Raw genomic sequence first — 14,936 nt, forward strand, 5'->3', positions numbered from 1 at the left:
GTGCTTCCCTGAGCCAGCCTCCACCCATGCGTCGCCCTGGCAGGGCTCAGATCGACATTCCCGAGGCATCGTTCTTCGGCGGCGCCGCCAGCGACGGTCCGCCGCCCCCGGCAGGGCCGGCGGGATCGGGGACGACGAAGCGCTCGAGCCGTCCGGCCCGGCTCATCCGCCGCCACTGGTTGAAGCCGTGCACGTCGCGCCGGACGACCAGGAAGTACCAGACGTATCGCGCGGCGTCCGGTGCCCGGCGCCAGCGCAGCCCGGGCTGGGAGGTGAGGTAGCCCAGGTTGCGGAAGGTGAGGTCCCGGCGCGCGGGGTCCTGCGGCACGAGCACGGAGAGCCGGCCGCCCAGCAGCGGCGCCCAGTCGTCGCGCCCCTGCGGGTGCAGGTAGCCGGCCGCCGAGCAGGTGCCGAAGCGCAGCCCGCTGCGGCGCAGCCGCCGGTGGATCTCCACCTCGTCGCCGCGGACGAACAGCCGCGGGTCCGGCACGCCCACGGCCTCCAGGGCGCGGACGGAGAACAGCGCGCCGTTGAACAGGTTCGCGACGTTCGGCAGCAGCACCTCCATGCCGAGGTCGGCCCGGCGGCGCACCCAGGTCAGGCCCCGGCGCAGCGGGAAGGCCAGCTGCTCCGGGTCGGCCTCGTCGAGCACGAGCGGGGAGACCACGTCGAGGTCGTGGTCGGCCGCGGTGACCAGGAGGCGGCCCAGCACCCACGGGTCGGCGGGGCGGCCGTCGTCGTCGGCGAGCCAGACCCAGTCGGCCCCCAGCGCCCGGGCGTGGAGGATGCCGTAGGCGAAGCCGCCCGCGCCGCCGAGGTTGGCGGCCGAGCTCAGGTAGGTGTGGGGCACGCCGGCCCGGCGCACGATCGACTCGGTCTCGGCGTCGGCTCCGTTGTCCACCACCACGAGGTGGTCCGGCGGGCGGGTCTGGCGGGCCACGGCGTCCAGGCAGCGGCGAAGCAGCGTCGCGCGGTCACGCGTGACGATGACGCAGACGACCTTGGGGTCTCTGATGCTCACGAAGTCACCGTAGGAGCGCATTCTGAGTGAAATCTGACGCACAGGTGAACGCCGTGGGCCGTCCATATGGCCGAGCCCATCTGCGCCTCCGGGGGAGTACGGTCGTGTCATGAGGGACCTCGCGCCAACCTGCGTCGTCAGGGGGACAGGCGGGGGTTAGGAGCCTGTCATGTTTTGTTCAAGTTTCCCTCAGGTGGGGCTTTTACCGTGCCTACGGTGAGCACCCCCTTCTCCTTGCTGCTGCCCGTGTACCGGGGCGATGACCCGGCGCACGTCGAACGGGCGTTCCGCAGCACCGTCCAGGAGCAGCTGCGTCCCCCGGCCGAGGTGGTGATCGTCCAGGACGGGCAGATCACCCCGGGGCTGGCCTCCGCGCTGGAGCGGATCGAGTCCGAGAGCCCCGTGCCGGTGCGCCGGCTGCGCCTGACCCACAACGTCGGCCTGGCGCAGGCCCTGCAGTGCGGCCTGTCCGCCTGCCGCTACGAGGTCATCGCCCGTATGGATGCCGACGACGTGAGCCTGCCGCACCGGTTCGCCGTGCAGCTCCCGGTCATCGAGGCCGGCGCGGACCTCGTCGGCTCGGCCCTGGTGGAGTTCTCCGACACCGACCCGGACGGCGACGGGACCCTGCGCGTGCCGCCGCTGGAGCCCGATGACATCGCCGCCGCAGCCCGCCTGCGCAGCCCGTTCAACCACCCCACCGTGGTGTACCGCCGCTCGGCGGTGCTCGAGGCCGGCGGCTACCGCGAGCTGCCGCTGCTGGAGGACTACTGGCTGTTCACGCGGATGATCGACGGGGGTGCCCGCGTGGCCAACGTCGCCGAGCCGCTGGTGCAGTACCGCGTCGACGCCGGCGCCTACCACCGGCGCGGGGGCCTGCGCCTGCTCCGCTCGGAGATCGCCCTGCAGCGCCACCTGCGCGCCGAGGGCTTCACGACCCCGGGTCAGCTGACCCGAAACCTGCTCGTGCGCGGCGGCTACCGGGTCATCCCCGTGGTCGTGCGCCGGGCGCTGTACCGCCGTACCTTCACGACCCCATCGGAGGGATCACCATCAGTGGATTCACTGCCCGTGACGCATCGACGCCTGCTGTCCCGACGGGCGGCTCGCCGATGAGGGCCGACCTCGTCGTCGTCGGCTCGGGCCTGTTCGGCCTGACCGTCGCCGAGCGCGCAGCCGAGCGAGGCCTCGACGTCGTCGTGGTGGACCGCCGCGACCACGTCGGCGGCAACGCCTGGAGCGACATCGAGCCCACGACCGGGATCGAGGTGCACCGTTACGGCGCGCACCTGTTCCACACCTCCAACGAGCGGGTGTGGGACTACGTCAACCGCTTCACCGCTTTCACGCCGTACCAGCACCGCGTCTGGACCGTGCACGCCGGCGAGGTGTTCCCGCTGCCGATCAACCTCGGCACGATCAACCAGTTCTTCCGCGCCAACCTCGGCCCGGCGGCCGCGGCCGACCTCGTCGCCGAGCAGGCGCGGGAGGTCAGCGGCGAGCCGGCCAACCTCGAGGAGAAGGCCATCTCGCTGATCGGCCGTCCGCTCTACGAGGCGTTCATCAAGGGCTACACCGCCAAGCAGTGGCAGACCGACCCCACCGACCTGCCGGCCGAGGTCATCAGCCGGCTCCCGGTGCGGCTCACCTACGACAACCGCTACTTCAACGACACCTGGGAGGGCCTGCCCGTCGACGGGTATGCCGCGTGGCTGAGCCGGATGGCCGACCACCCGAAGGTGGACGTGCGGCTCGGGGTGGACTTCCTCGAGGAGGGCCACGAGCTGTCCCGGTCGGCCGTCGTCGGGCAGGTGCCGGTGGTCTACACCGGGCCGCTGGACCGCTACTTCGCCGACGCCCACGGGCCGCTGGGCTGGCGCACGCTGGACTTCGAGCAGGAGGTGCTGCCGGTGGGCGACTTCCAGGGGGCGCCGGTGATGAACTACGCCGACCAGGACGTCGACTTCACCCGGATCCTGGAGTTCCGCCACTTCCACCCCGAGCGCACCTACCCCGATGACAAGACCGTCATCGTGCGGGAGCGCTCCCGTTTCGCCGACGCCGGCGACGAGCCCTACTACCCGGTCAACACCGCCGAGGACCGCAACCGGCTGCTGGGCTACCGCGAGCTGGCCCAGGTCGAGCGGGACGAGCGGCAGGTGGTGTTCGGCGGACGGCTCGGGTCCTACCAGTACCTCGACATGCACATGGCCATCGCCTCGGCGCTGCGCCTGGCCGACAATGACCTGGACGACCTGATGCGGGGTCGCCGCGCGATGGTGGAGGCGGCCCGATGAGCGACTCCGACCAGCTGTCCCCGGAGAACCCCGTCGCGCTCGGCGACCTGCGGGTCGTCGCCCGCGTCGTCCTGCCCACCGAGGGCGACCTGGACGTCCTTCCCCTCTACGTCGACGGCGAGCACGTCCCGCTGCCCGTGGAGAGCGAGAGCGGCGCCACGGTGTTCGCCCCGGCACCCTCCACCCAGCAGCCGGACCAGATCCAGGGCCGGTACTCCTACCGGGTCGGCGCCGGGCAACGCACGTCCTTCGCCACCTACTTCAACGCCTTCCCCGCCGCCTACTGGCGGCGGTGGACGGTGGTCGACACGGTGGTCCTGCGCGTGCGCACCCAGGGCGCCGGAACCCTGCTGGTCTACCGCTCCTCCGCCCGTGGTGCCACGGCCCGCGTGGCCTCCCGGCAGCTGGAGGGCTCGGACGAGCAGGTCGTCGAGCTGCCCCTGAAGGCGTTCGGCGACGGCGGCTGGTACTGGTTCGACCTCGTCGCCGGGCAGGAGGACCTGAGACTCGAGGAGGCCCAGTGGCTGGTGCCCGAGACCGGGCGCCATGCCTCGACGGTGACGGTGGGCATCACGACCTTCAACCGCCCGTCCTACTGCACCGCCCTGCTGCGCCAGCTCGGCGAGGCCGAGGAGCTGCGCGACGTCGTCGACCAGGTCCTCGTGGTCGACCAGGGCAACCAGCACGTGCGCGACGACCAGGGGTTCGCGGCCGCCAAGGGGCTGCTCGGCGACCGGCTGCGGATCATCGAGCAGGCCAACCTGGGTGGCTCCGGCGGCTTCTCCCGCGCCATGATGGAGACGCTGGACGGCGGGCGCAGCGACCACGTGCTGCTGCTGGACGATGACGTCGTCTGCGAGCCCGAGGGCATCGCGCGGGCCGTGGCCTTCGCCGACTTCACCCGGCAGCCCACCGTGGTCGGCGGGCACATGTTCAGCATGCACGAGCGCTCGGTGCTGCACGCCTTCGCCGAGGTCGTCCTGCCGTGGCAGTTCCGGTGGGCACCCGCCGCTCCCACCGAGCACGACCACGACCTGTCCCGGTCGAACCTGCGCTCGACGCCGTGGCTGCACCGGCGCGTCGACGTCGACTACAACGGCTGGTGGATGTGCCTCATCCCGACGGCCGTGCTGCGCGAGGTCGGGCTGTCCCTGCCGCTGTTCATCAAGTGGGACGACGCGGAGTACGGGCTGCGCGCCGCCGCCCACGGCTTCCCCACGGTGTCCCTGCCCGGCGCGGCCGTGTGGCACGTGCCGTGGACCGACAAGGACGACAGCGTCGACTGGCAGGCCTACTTCCACGCCCGCAACCGCCTCGTCGCGGCCCTGCTGCACTCGCAGTTCGAGCACGGCGGCCGGATGGTGCGGGAGAGCCTGGCCATCCAGCTCAAGCACCTCATGGCGATGCAGTACTCCGCGGCGCAGCTGCGTCAGCAGGCCCTGATGGACGTGCTGGCCGGACCCGAGCTGCTGCACGCCCAGCTGCCCACCAAGCTCGGCCAGGTCCGGGCCCTGCGGTCCGCCCACACCGACGCCATGGTCAAGCCGGACCCGGACGAGTTCGCCCCCGTGCACTCGCCCCGCCCCCGCAAGCGCGACGTGGTGACCCGCAAGCCCGGCTCCACCCTGGCCACGATGGCCACGGCGGCCGCCGGCCTGGTCCGCCAGGTCAAGCCGGTGCCCGCGTCCGCCAAGGACCACCCCGAGCGGGTGGTGGCCGCGGTCGACGCCGGGTGGTGGACCCTGTCCCGGCTCGACTCCGCGCTGGTCTCCACGACCGACGGCACCGGCGTCTCGTGGCACCGCCGCGACCGCGCCGAGACGGCGCGCGCGGTGCGGGAGGCCGTGGCGACCCACCAGCGACTGCTGCGTGAGTGGCCGGCGTTGGCCCGCCGCTACAAGGCCGCGCTCGCCGAGCTCGCCGGCGAGGACGCCTGGCGCAAGACCCTGGACGGCCCCGGAGGTACGGCTCCGTGACGGTGGTCCAGAACGAGCCGCCGCTCGCCGTCCAGGGGTGGGGCGGCGGCCTGCTGGAGGTCGCCCGGCGCCGGTTCCTGCTGACCCTGCTGGTGCGCAAGGAGCTGCGGGTGCGCTACCGCGCCTCGGTGCTCGGCCTGGGCTGGTCCTACGTCAAGCCCGCGGTGCAGTTCGTGGTCTACCTCGTCGGGATGGGCCTGATCCTCAAGCAGCGGGCCATCGGCAACTACCCGGTCTACCTCTTCGGTGGGCTGGTCGTGGTCACGACGTTCAGCGAGGCGCTGGGCAACGCGGCCCGGTCGGTCGTGGCCAACGCCGACCTGGTCAAGAAGATCTACCTTCCCCGGGAGCTGTTCCCCGTCGCCAGCATCTGCGTGGCCGTGGTGCACCTGGCCCCGCAGGTCGTGGTGCTCCTGGCCGGGTCCCTGCTGACCGGGTGGCGCCCCGACCCGATCGGGCTGCTGGCGCTGGTGGCGGGACTGGCGCTGGTGCTGCTCCTCGCCCTGGGGCTGGGCCTGCTGCTGGGTGCCCTCAACGTGCTCTTCCGCGACGTGGAGAACGTGGTGGACCTCGTGCTGATGGTCCTCATCTGGGCCTCGCCGGTGCTCTACCCGTGGCAGCGCGTGGCGGACGTCTTCGGTGCGGGGTCGGTGTGGCTGACGATCTACCAGCTGAACCCGCTCACGGTGGCGGTGGAGCTCATCCACCGCGGCACGTGGACCTCCGGGACCGCGGCCAACACCACGCCTCCGGGGCTGCTGGGCCAGACGGCGGTAGCGTTCGGGATGACCGCGGTGCTGATCGTCGTCGGCCAGCTGGTCTTCCGCCGCCTGTCCGGTCGCTTCGCGCAGGAGCTGTGATGAGCACGCGACCCATCGCCGTCGAGGTCGACGGCGCCACGAAGCGCTTCCGCCTGCGCCACACCCACTCACTCAAGGAGAGCCTGGTGTGGATGGTGCAGGGGCGGGAACGGCACAACGACTTCGTCGCCCTGGACGACATCAACCTGACGGTGCCGCAGGGGCAGACGCTGGCCCTGCTGGGCCGCAACGGGTCGGGCAAGTCGACCCTGCTCAAGCTGATGGCGGGGGTCATGACTCCCGACGTGGGCCGGGTGCGGCTGCGCGGCCGGGTGGCGGGGCTGCTCGAGGTCGGCGCGGGCCTGCACCCTGACCTGACGGGCCGGGAGAACGTCTTCCTCAACGCCTCCATCCTGGGCATGAGCGAGTCGGAGGTCCGCGCCCGCTTCGACGACATCGTCGAGTTCGCCGACATCGGGCCGTTCCTGGACACCCAGGTCCGCTTCTACTCCTCGGGGATGTTCCTGCGCCTGGCCTTCGCCGTCGCGGTGCACACCGACCCGGACGTCTTCCTCGTCGACGAGATCCTCGCCGTCGGGGACGAGCCGTTCCGCCGCCGCTGCCTGGAGCGCATCGAGCGCCTCTCGGCCGAGGGACGCACGCTGGTGGTGGTCAGCCACGACCTGCCGCTGGTGGAGCGCCTGTGCGACCGAGGCGTCGTGCTCCAGCAGGGGAGGGTGGTCCACGACGGCGCGGTCTCCGAGGCGGTGGGCGCCATGCAGCAGGCGGCCAGGTGAGCGCCTGGCTCGCCGGCCTGCCCGCGGTCCTGGTCGCCGCCGTCCTGCTCACCGTCCCCGGGGCCGTCCTCGCGCGCCTGGCCGGGCTGCGCGGCATACCGGCGTGGGGGGCCGCGGCGCCGCTGTCGGTGACGCTGACCTCGGTCGTCGCCGTCCTCGCCGCCCTGCTCGGTCTGCCGTGGGGCGCGCCGGTGGTGCTGGCCGGGCTGGTGGTCGCGGCCGCTGCGGCCGCGGTCCTGGGCCGGTATGCGCGGCCGGTCCCCTCCCAGGACCCGGGCCGGGTGCGGCTGTGGGCCGTGGCCGGCCTCGCGGGCGGGGGAGTCGCGGCGGCGCTGGCGGTCGCGCGGGGCGTGCGCTCGCCCGAGGCGATCCCGCAGACCTACGACGCAGTGTTCCACCTCAACGCCGTGGGCCGGGTCCTGAGTGGCGGCGACGCCTCCAGCCTCGACCTCGGGGCCATGACCACACCGACCGCCGGCAAGGGGTTCTACCCCGCGGCGTGGCACGGCGTGACGTCCCTGGTGGCGCACCTGTCCGGGGCCTCGATCCCGGCGTCGGCGAACGCCGTTGCGGTGGCCGTCGCCGCGGTGGTCTGGCCGGCGGGATGCGTCCTGCTGGTCCGGCAGGCCCTCGGTCCGGCGGTGCCGGGGCTGGTCGCGGCCGGGCTGCTGTCCGCGGGGTTCACCGCCTTCCCGTTCACGCTGCTCTCCTATGGCACGCTCTGGCCCAACGCCTTGGGCACGGCGCTGCTGCCGGCGACGCTGGCGCTCCTGGCCACCGCCGCAGGCCTGGCGCGGCAGGACCGCATCGGTCGGCTGCGCGCCGGCCTGGTCGCCGGTGCGGCGTTGCCGGGACTGGCGCTGGCGCACCCCAACACGGTCGTGGCCCTGATGGTGCTGACCCCCGTGCTGGCCATCGCGGCCGTGCGCCGGTGGGCCGTGCAGGAACGCCGGCCGTCGCGGACCAGCGTCCTCCTGGTGACCGGCGCGATCGTCGTGGCGGTGCTGGTGGACCTGTGGGTCATCGCGCTGTCCCCGGTGTTCGCCGTGACCCGCGGGACGGACTGGCCGGCGTGGGAGTCGGCGGCGCAGGCCCTGGGCGAGGTGTCCCTGGTGGCTCCCTCGCACGCCCCCGTCGCGCTGGTCCCCGCCGCGCTCGCGGTGGTGGGGCTGGTCGTCGCGCTGCGCTCGCGGTTGTGGTGGCTCGGGGTGTGCCACCTGCTGCTGGCCGGGCTCTACCTCCTGGCGGTCTCCTCCGACGGTCCGATCTCCCAGGCGCTGACCGGTCCCTGGTACAACGACGCCTTCCGGCTGGGTGCGATGCTCCCGGTGACCGGCCTGCCCCTGGCGGTCCTGGGCCTGGGCCCGGTCTGGGCCGCGGTGAGCCGGGCGCCGTGGTGGCGGGCCGCGGTCCGGCGCGGCAGCTGGGTCCAGCCGGTCGCGCTCACGGCCTGCCTGCTGGCGCTGGTGGCCCTGGCGGTCCGCGCGGACGCGCGGCGTATCGGGACCTGGTACTACTCCCGGGACCAGCTCGTGGGCGCCGGTGAGCGTGACCTGCTGCAGCGCCTGGACTCCCTCGTCCCCGCCGGGACGGTCGTCGCCGGCAGCCCCTGGAACGGCTCCGCCCTGGGGCAGGCGCTGAGCCACCGCGTGGCGCTCTTCCCCCATCTGGCGGGCACGTGGGGCCCGGACCGCACGCTGTTGGCCGACTCGATGGCGGACGCGACCAGCAACCCGGACGTCTGCCGCGCGGCCCGACGCCTGCACGTGGGCTACGTCCTGGACGGGCCCAGCACGTTCTGGCTCACCGACGCGCGACAGCACCTGTATGACGGGTTGCAGGTCGCGGGGCGCCCCGGCTTCGTGCCGGTGGCCACGGGCGGGCGGCTCACCCTGTACCGGGTGACCGCCTGCGGGACGGTCTGAGGGGCGCGGTCGATCCCGGCGGTCGGCCGCGAGGTCGGGCACATGCGGGCCGAGGTGCTGCACGCCGCGGCCCACGCCATGCCATGACCTCGCGGGTCAGCCGGGCTCCTCCGGGGTCCTGCCTTGACGCTGCCGGGGCGGGGGCGCAGACTCCGGACCATCGGAGGAGGGGGTGCAGATGGGCTCCTTCTGGCGGACCTGGCCCTGGACCGGCACGCGGGCGGTCGGGCCGTCGCCACGCGTGCAGCTCGAGCTGCTGCTCGACGTCCTCGACGAAGCCGCGTGGATGGAGCGCGGCACCGACTGGGCGCTGGCGGCGTGCGGGGAGCCGACGCCGGCCACCGGGGTGGTCAGCCGGCGGGCGGGAGCGCTGATCGTGGACTACCACCGGCTCGGGCTGCGGCTCGACGGCGTGCCTTTCGACGGTGACCGGGCGGCCCTGGCCGCCGAGGTGGGTACTCACCTCTACCTGCGCCAGGCGCTGCTGCGGGCGGGCCTCCAGCTGGCGTTCGCGATGACGCCACGGGCCGGCTCGGAGCGGGTGCGCGCCGGGTTCAACGGCCTGGCCGGCCAGGCCACGCGCCTGCGTGAGCTGCGCGACCGGGTGGCGGCGGGGCTGGCGGCCACGGTCGAGCCGGTGGGGCCGGCTGCCTGACGACCCGGGCCTGTCGCCGGAACCGGTCGCCGCGTTCGGTCGCCGCGTCCGGTTGCCGGCTGGTCGCCGTGGTCGATCGCCGTGGTCGGTCGCCGTGGTGGGACGCCGTCGTTGGTTGCCGTGGTGGGAGGCAGCCGCACGCCGGCGCCGCCTCCGAGGGCCGGGCCGAGGCAGGATCGCCGTGCCGAGGTTGGAACCACCGCAGAGCGGCCCTAGCCTCGGCACAGCGTGCAAGGGAGCACGCCTCTCGGGGAGGAGCACCAGGTGACGGACGAGCGGAGCCCGCTGATCGGCGTGGCGGAGCTGGAGACGCTGATCCGGTCGGGGAGGCCGGTGACGGTGGTCGACGTCCGCTGGGACCGGCAGGACCCGCCCCCGGCGGAACGCTTCCTGCAGGGCCACCTGCCGGGTGCCGTCCGGGCCGACCTCGACGCCGACCTGGCCGGGCCGCCCGGGGCCGGGGGGCGGCACCCGCTCCCGCCGGTCGAGGCGTTCGAGGCGACCATGCGCCGCCTCGGGGTCAGCGGCGGACGGCCCGTGGTCGCCTACGACCAGCGGGACTCGACGATCGCGGCGCGGCTGTGGTGGATGCTGCGTCACCACGGCCACGACGACGTGCGGGTGCTCGACGGCGGCTACGACGCCTGGGTCCGCGCCGGGTTGCCGGTGGAGTCCGGTCCTGTCGGGGCCGTCGAGCCCGGCGACTTCGTCGCGACGCCCGGGCGGCTGCCGGTCGTGACCGTGGGGGAGGTCCCTGAGCTCGCCGCGCGCGGTCACCTGCTCGACTCCCGCCTCGGTGAGCGGTTCCGCGGTGAGGTGGAGCCGCTGGACCCGGTGGCCGGCCACATCCCGGGGGCGGTGTCGGCGCCGACCTTCGACAACACCACGGCCGACGGGCTCTTCCGGTCGCCGGAGGTGCTGCGTGCGCGCTTCGAGCGGCTCGGCCTGGCCGACGGCCGGCCGGTCACGGCCTACTGCGGCTCCGGGGTCACGGCGGCCCACCAGGTGCTGGCGCTGCAGCTCGCCGGGTTCGACGCCGCCCTGTATGTCGGGTCGTGGAGTGAGTGGGTCGCCGACCCCTCCCGGGAGGTCGCCACCGGTCCCTGAGCGCGGAGGCGACCGGACGTGGAGGTGGGCCGTGCGGCGCAGCCGGCCGCCCGCCATACCTGCCCTGACACGAAGCCTGAACGGGGCGAAGGCGACCGGACCGCGTGCCCGGCTGGGCGCGATACGTGAAGGTCGGGGGAGCGGAGGGGACTAGGCCTGGCGCAGGCCGAGGGTGTTGCCGTCGGGGTCGTGGAACCATGCGCCGCGGGCCGGGCCGATCGGGGCGATGTGCCCGGTGGTGGTCAGCGGTCCCTCGGTGTAGTCGATGAACTGCACGCCCTTGGCCTCCAGGTCCTTGACCAGCGCCTCGATGTCGGAGACCTCGAAGTGGGCCAGGGTGTGCTCGGTGGTGACCGGCGGCCGCTTGAAGAGGGAGATCTCGCTGACGTCGCCGCACCGCAACCGCACCCCGGCGGGGGTCTCCCACAGCACCTCCAGCCCGAGGACGTCGTGGTAGAACGCCTTGGCCCGGTCCAGGTCGGTGACCGGAAGGGTGGCCACCACCATCGTCGCCCCGATCATCGTCTGCCTCCTCCAGGTCCCGGCACTGGCCGCCGGATGCGCGGCCCGCGGCCAGCATGGGCCGGGTGGCAGGGGGCCGCATCGAGCGAAGGGACTAGCGCGGGATGAGCGAGAGAGCGGGCGCTGTCGGTGCCCGGGCCTACGCTGGGCGTGACCTGGTTGCACACCACCTGAGGGGGTTGCCATGACCACGCTCGTCAACCGGCCGAACGTCGCGCTGCTTGTCGTCGACGTGCAGCGCGACGTCGTGGGGGAGGCCCACGACCGCGACGCCGTCGTGGCCAACATCGCGGCTCTGGTCGACAGGGCCCGTGCCGCCGACGTCGACGTGGTGTGGGTCCAGCACAGCAGCGACAACCTGACCCGCGGCAGCGAGGGCTGGCGCTACGTTTCCGAGCTCGTGCCTCGGGAGTCGGAGTCGTTGGTGCACAAGGCTTTCCCCGACTCGTTCGAGGACACCGACCTGGAGTCGGTGCTCGCCGCGCGCGGCATCGGGCACCTGGTCGTCGCCGGCGCCCAGACCGACGAGTGCATCCGCTCGACCCTGCACGGCGCGATCGTCCGGGGCTATGACGCGACGCTGGTGGCCGACGCGCACACGACCGAGGACCTCTCGGCCTGGGGCGCTCCGCCGCCGGAGAAGGTGATCGCCCACACGAACCTGTACTGGCAGAACCACCGGGCTCCCGGCCGGACCGCAGGCACGGTCAGCACCGCCGACGTCGACTTCGACGCGATCTCCCGCGGCTGAGCCGAGGCGCCCTCGGGTCGGGTTGGTCACGGCCGGGTCAGCCAGGTGGTCCGCGCGGGTCGTCAGTGCCGGCGCCAGGTGTCGTGACGGGCGTGGGGCGGCTGCGAGCAGAAGGGAGCCGTGCGTGATCCTGCCGAAGGTCCGCGACCCTCGTTTCGTCACGATCCGCCGCGGCGGGACCCTCACCGACCGGGACCACCAGCTCCTCGCCCTGTGGGCGGCATCGTGCGCCGAGCACGTCCTTCACCGGTTCGAGTCGGAACGGCCGCAGGACCGGCGACCGCGCCAGGCGATCGAGCAGGCCCGGGCCTGGGCGCGTGGCGAGATCAGGATGTCCCAGGCCCGCACGGCGGGCGGCCATGCGATGGGCGCGGCCAGGGACCTGCGTGGCGCCGCACGCCATGCCGCCTACGCCGCCGGTCAGGCGGCGGTCGTCGCCCACGTCGCCGCGCACGAGCTCGGGGCCGCGGCCTACGCGATCAAGGCCGCGCGCGCTGCCGCGCCAGAAGGCGAGGCGGAGTGGGCCGGGCGTCAGGAGTGCCGGTGGCAGCACGAGCAGCTCCCGGAGGCGATCCGCGCGCTCGTCCTCGACGACCAGCGGCTGCGCAACGACATCTGCTGGTCGGTGTTCGACTGCTGAGGGCGTGTCGCGACGTGGACACACCTCTCGCTGGCGTCGCGACCTCGACGGTTGGCCAATACCGGCCCGGAGCTGATGTGTGTTGGCCGGCCACGAACCGGGTACGGACAACGGGCCGGCGGGGTTGAGCAGCCAGCCCCGTCGGCTGAGCACGCGGGAGCTCGCGACGTCGCAACGAGCCGGATCCCTTGTTGTTGCTGAACGGCGCGTGCCCGGCCGGGTGTTCTCAGCCGCTGACGCCGCGGCTTCCGTGGGGGCCATGCGTCGGTGTCGGTGGGAGTCTCTTCGTGCGCCACGCCCTCGGGCAGCCCGTGGGCGTCAGACGTTCGCCAGCTCCCGGTGGAGGGGAGGCTGGAGGGACGCACCGGGTAGGGTTGCGGCGTGCCAGGGGGGCCGCAGGGGGCGGCGCCGGGGGAGAGGGAAACCGTGACTCGTCGGATCGTCAGCACCGTCGTCGCAACATCGATCTGCGGGTTTGTCGCCGCCGTGGGGCTGCTCAGCACCCCTGCGTATGGCGCAGCCGGCGCGGGTGCCACCGGGCTCCGTGCCGCGTCCACCGCGGCAGGAGGCGCAGCAGCACCTGCCACGACCCGGCGCCTCGCGGGGGCGGACCGGTACGGGACGGCCGTCGAGGTCTCCCGTGCGTCGTTCCCGGGCACGGTGCCGGCGGTGTTCATCGCCTCGGGCGCCGACTTCGCCGACGCACTGGCCGCCGGGCCGGCAGGAGGCAGCCTCGGCGGCCCCGTGCTGCTCGTGCCGCCCAACGGCACGCTGCCCGCGGTCGTCGCGCGCGAGCTCGACCGACTCCACCCCTCCGACATCTACCTCGTCGGGGGCACGGGCGCGGTCAGCTCGCCGATGGCCGCCCAGGTCGCCACGCACGGACGCGTCACACGCATCGCCGGTGCCGACCGGTTCGCCACGGCGGTCAAGCTGATCCCGTTCCACGTCTACACCGACGCAGCGGACGGCGGCACCGAGGGGCCGGCCACGGTGGTCCTCGCCAACGGCCTCTCGCTGGCCGACGGGGTCACGGCCGGCGCCCTGGCATCGCACCGCCGCAGCCCCGTCCTCGCGTCCCCGTTGCTGCTCACGACGGCCACGTCCCTGCCCGCGTCCACCCGACAGGCGCTGAAGGGGTTCCAGGAGGTCATCATCGTCGGGGGCACCGGGGCGGTCTCCTCGGCGGTCGAGCGTGAGGTCCGCGCCGTGCTGCCGCAGGCCCGGTTCACCCGGCTGTCCGGAGCCGACCGCTACGCGACCGCGGCGGCCGTCTCGCGGTTCTCGCTCCCGCAGACACCCGCGCAGGACATCTTCCTCACCAGCGGCACCAGCCTGTCGGACTCCCTCACCGTGGCACCGGTCGTCTCGCCCGCAAGCGTGCGCTACGCCCTGCTCCCCACGAGGAAGGACTGCGTGCCCGCGAGCATCCTCGCCGAGGTCAACCGGCTCCAGTCGCCGCGACGTACCGCCGTCGGCGGCACTGGAGTGGTCTCCGACGCCGCCCTCGCGCTCAAGCCCTGCTGACGGGCGAGGCTGTGGGGCGCCGCCCCGCGGAGGACGTGTGGTGAGGCTGGTCGGGCTTGAACCGACGGCCGACGGATGATGAGGCGTCCGGAACGGGCTGGTGGGTCCGCGTCGCGGCCGGATTCGTGCTCAGTTGGGGGTGGTTGGTTGACGCAGTGAGGGGTCGAACCTGGATCTCGTGTGCCACAAACGCGCCACAGCGGTCGCGTGTCACCTCGGTCAGCGCATTCGGCAGATCGGCCCTCCTGCCGCTGGCGACAGGCTCTACTCTCTCGACACCACCGGCATTCGGTCTCGGTGGTCCTTTGAGGGGGATGATCGCAGTGATGAGTGCGGCTTCGTTCGTGACGGACTTTGTGCCGCTGGCGGCCAGCGCCTCGGGAAACGACAGTTCGGGGATGCTCGGCGCCGGCGAGGGGCTCATCCTGCTCCTGGTCCTGCTGGGACCCGTGGTTTCACTGTTCGTGTCGTACTGGGTCATCCGTCTCGCGGTGCGGCACGCGCTCAGGGATTCGAGGCGGGAGGCGGCAGCACCGGCCAAGGTTGGCTACCCCGGCTGACGTTCGAGCGGCCGTGGCGCAGATATGCCGGCCGCACGCGTCTGCGCACCGACCAGAGCTCCAGCCGCTGGCTGGTGACTCGCTGCGATGCGGTGACGAAAGCCAGGTCCACGGGGGTGAAGTGCCGCCCGGGCTGCGTCGGTGCAGGGCGCTGACCAGCCGAGACGTGTGGTGGGGCAGGTCGGGCTTGAACCGACGACCGACGGATTATGAGTCCGCTGCTCTGACCGACTGAGCTACTGCCCCGGGGCCCGCACCCGGCAGCCACGCGGCATACCGGCGGGGGCGAGGCGGAGCCTACCGCGCCCGTTTCACAGGGCTCGCATCAGATCGCGACGGGGCCGGCACAGTCCCCGCG

The 14,936-nt window shown here is 73.4% G+C and carries 14 protein-coding genes and 1 tRNA gene; 12 read left to right on the forward strand and 3 right to left on the reverse strand.

What is annotated here, in order from left to right; all coding sequences use genetic code 11:
- Positions 1 to 46: 46 nt before the first annotated feature.
- Positions 47 to 1,021 (reverse strand): galactofuranosyltransferase GlfT1, encoded by a 975-nt coding sequence (gene glfT1 / locus AC3ANM_RS18880; RefSeq protein WP_488285952.1) that lies wholly within the window; start codon positions 1,019 to 1,021, stop codon positions 47 to 49.
- Positions 1,022 to 1,237: 216 nt separating this feature from the next.
- Here glfT1 and AC3ANM_RS18885 point away from each other — a divergent pair, with 216 nt between their 5' ends.
- The 8 genes from AC3ANM_RS18885 (at position 1,238) to AC3ANM_RS18920 (ending at position 10,578) form a co-directional block, all read left to right on the forward strand.
- Positions 1,238 to 2,137 carry a glycosyltransferase gene (locus AC3ANM_RS18885; protein WP_488285953.1) on the forward strand — a complete coding sequence of 300 codons (900 nt, stop codon included), beginning with the start codon at positions 1,238 to 1,240 and terminating at the stop codon, positions 2,135 to 2,137.
- A complete protein-coding gene (gene glf / locus AC3ANM_RS18890) occupies positions 2,134 to 3,318 on the forward strand; it encodes a UDP-galactopyranose mutase (protein ID WP_488285954.1) in 1,185 nt (394 codons plus the stop codon). Before AC3ANM_RS18885 ends, glf begins: the two co-directional genes overlap by 4 nt.
- Entirely contained in the window at positions 3,315 to 5,294 is a 1,980-nt protein-coding gene (locus AC3ANM_RS18895; RefSeq protein ID WP_488285955.1) for a glycosyltransferase, read from the forward strand. The genes glf and AC3ANM_RS18895 overlap by 4 nt, the downstream gene beginning before the upstream one ends.
- A 2-nt stretch (positions 5,295 to 5,296) precedes the next feature.
- On the forward strand, positions 5,297 to 6,154 hold the full coding sequence (locus AC3ANM_RS18900; RefSeq protein ID WP_488287982.1) for an ABC transporter permease: 858 nt from the start codon (positions 5,297 to 5,299) through the stop codon (positions 6,152 to 6,154).
- Positions 6,154 to 6,891: an ABC transporter ATP-binding protein gene (locus AC3ANM_RS18905; RefSeq protein WP_488285956.1), complete on the forward strand. Its 738-nt coding sequence runs from the start codon at positions 6,154 to 6,156 to the stop codon at positions 6,889 to 6,891. Before AC3ANM_RS18900 ends, AC3ANM_RS18905 begins: the two co-directional genes overlap by 1 nt.
- On the forward strand, positions 6,888 to 8,816 hold the full coding sequence (locus AC3ANM_RS18910) for a DUF6541 family protein (protein WP_488285957.1): 1,929 nt from the start codon (positions 6,888 to 6,890) through the stop codon (positions 8,814 to 8,816). Before AC3ANM_RS18905 ends, AC3ANM_RS18910 begins: the two co-directional genes overlap by 4 nt.
- A gap of 178 nt (positions 8,817 to 8,994) precedes the next feature.
- The gene (locus AC3ANM_RS18915; protein WP_488285958.1) at positions 8,995 to 9,471 is read left to right on the forward strand and encodes a hypothetical protein; all 477 of its coding nucleotides are present in this window, start codon (positions 8,995 to 8,997) and stop codon (positions 9,469 to 9,471) included.
- 264 nt (positions 9,472 to 9,735) lie between these two features.
- Complete coding sequence (locus AC3ANM_RS18920) at positions 9,736 to 10,578, forward strand: sulfurtransferase (protein ID WP_488285959.1); 843 nt, start codon at positions 9,736 to 9,738, stop codon at positions 10,576 to 10,578.
- 150 nt (positions 10,579 to 10,728) lie between these two features.
- Here AC3ANM_RS18920 and AC3ANM_RS18925 read toward each other — a convergent pair whose 3' ends face one another.
- Positions 10,729 to 11,100, reverse strand: coding sequence for a VOC family protein (locus AC3ANM_RS18925; RefSeq protein WP_488285960.1), 372 nt, complete (start codon positions 11,098 to 11,100; stop codon positions 10,729 to 10,731).
- Positions 11,101 to 11,284: 184 nt separating this feature from the next.
- Here AC3ANM_RS18925 and AC3ANM_RS18930 point away from each other — a divergent pair, with 184 nt between their 5' ends.
- From AC3ANM_RS18930 to AC3ANM_RS18945, 4 genes are all read left to right on the forward strand, one after another.
- On the forward strand, positions 11,285 to 11,851 hold the full coding sequence (locus tag AC3ANM_RS18930; RefSeq protein WP_488285961.1) for a cysteine hydrolase family protein: 567 nt from the start codon (positions 11,285 to 11,287) through the stop codon (positions 11,849 to 11,851).
- A 124-nt stretch (positions 11,852 to 11,975) separates the two neighbouring features.
- On the forward strand, positions 11,976 to 12,491 hold the full coding sequence (locus tag AC3ANM_RS18935; RefSeq protein ID WP_488285962.1) for a putative immunity protein: 516 nt from the start codon (positions 11,976 to 11,978) through the stop codon (positions 12,489 to 12,491).
- A gap of 426 nt (positions 12,492 to 12,917) precedes the next feature.
- Positions 12,918 to 14,018, forward strand: a complete 1,101-nt coding sequence (locus AC3ANM_RS18940; RefSeq protein ID WP_488285963.1) for a cell wall-binding repeat-containing protein — start codon at positions 12,918 to 12,920, stop codon at positions 14,016 to 14,018.
- Between the two features lie 314 nt (positions 14,019 to 14,332).
- Entirely contained in the window at positions 14,333 to 14,578 is a 246-nt protein-coding gene (locus tag AC3ANM_RS18945) for a hypothetical protein (protein WP_488285964.1), read from the forward strand.
- Between the two features lie 169 nt (positions 14,579 to 14,747).
- Here the strand turns inward: AC3ANM_RS18945 and AC3ANM_RS18950 are convergent.
- Positions 14,748 to 14,824 (reverse strand) — tRNA-Ile (locus AC3ANM_RS18950).
- Between the last annotated feature and the right edge of the window lie 112 nt (positions 14,825 to 14,936).

Source organism: Oryzihumus sp. JJN4-3R (assembly GCF_057747915.1).

What these genes read in the sequence shown, in the direction of transcription:
- AC3ANM_RS18945 (WP_488285964.1), top strand. Translation starts at nt 14,333, where the DNA reads ATGATCGCAGTGATGAGTGCGGCTTCGTTCGTGACGGACTTTGTGCCG.
- AC3ANM_RS18915 (WP_488285958.1), top strand. Translation starts at nt 8,995, where the DNA reads ATGGGCTCCTTCTGGCGGACCTGGCCCTGGACCGGCACGCGGGCGGTC.
- AC3ANM_RS18905 (WP_488285956.1), top strand. Translation starts at nt 6,154, where the DNA reads ATGAGCACGCGACCCATCGCCGTCGAGGTCGACGGCGCCACGAAGCGC.
- AC3ANM_RS18925 (WP_488285960.1), bottom strand. Translation starts at nt 11,100, where the DNA reads ATGATCGGGGCGACGATGGTGGTGGCCACCCTTCCGGTCACCGACCTG.
- glf (WP_488285954.1), top strand. Translation starts at nt 2,134, where the DNA reads ATGAGGGCCGACCTCGTCGTCGTCGGCTCGGGCCTGTTCGGCCTGACC.
- AC3ANM_RS18930 (WP_488285961.1), top strand. Translation starts at nt 11,285, where the DNA reads ATGACCACGCTCGTCAACCGGCCGAACGTCGCGCTGCTTGTCGTCGAC.
- AC3ANM_RS18895 (WP_488285955.1), top strand. Translation starts at nt 3,315, where the DNA reads ATGAGCGACTCCGACCAGCTGTCCCCGGAGAACCCCGTCGCGCTCGGC.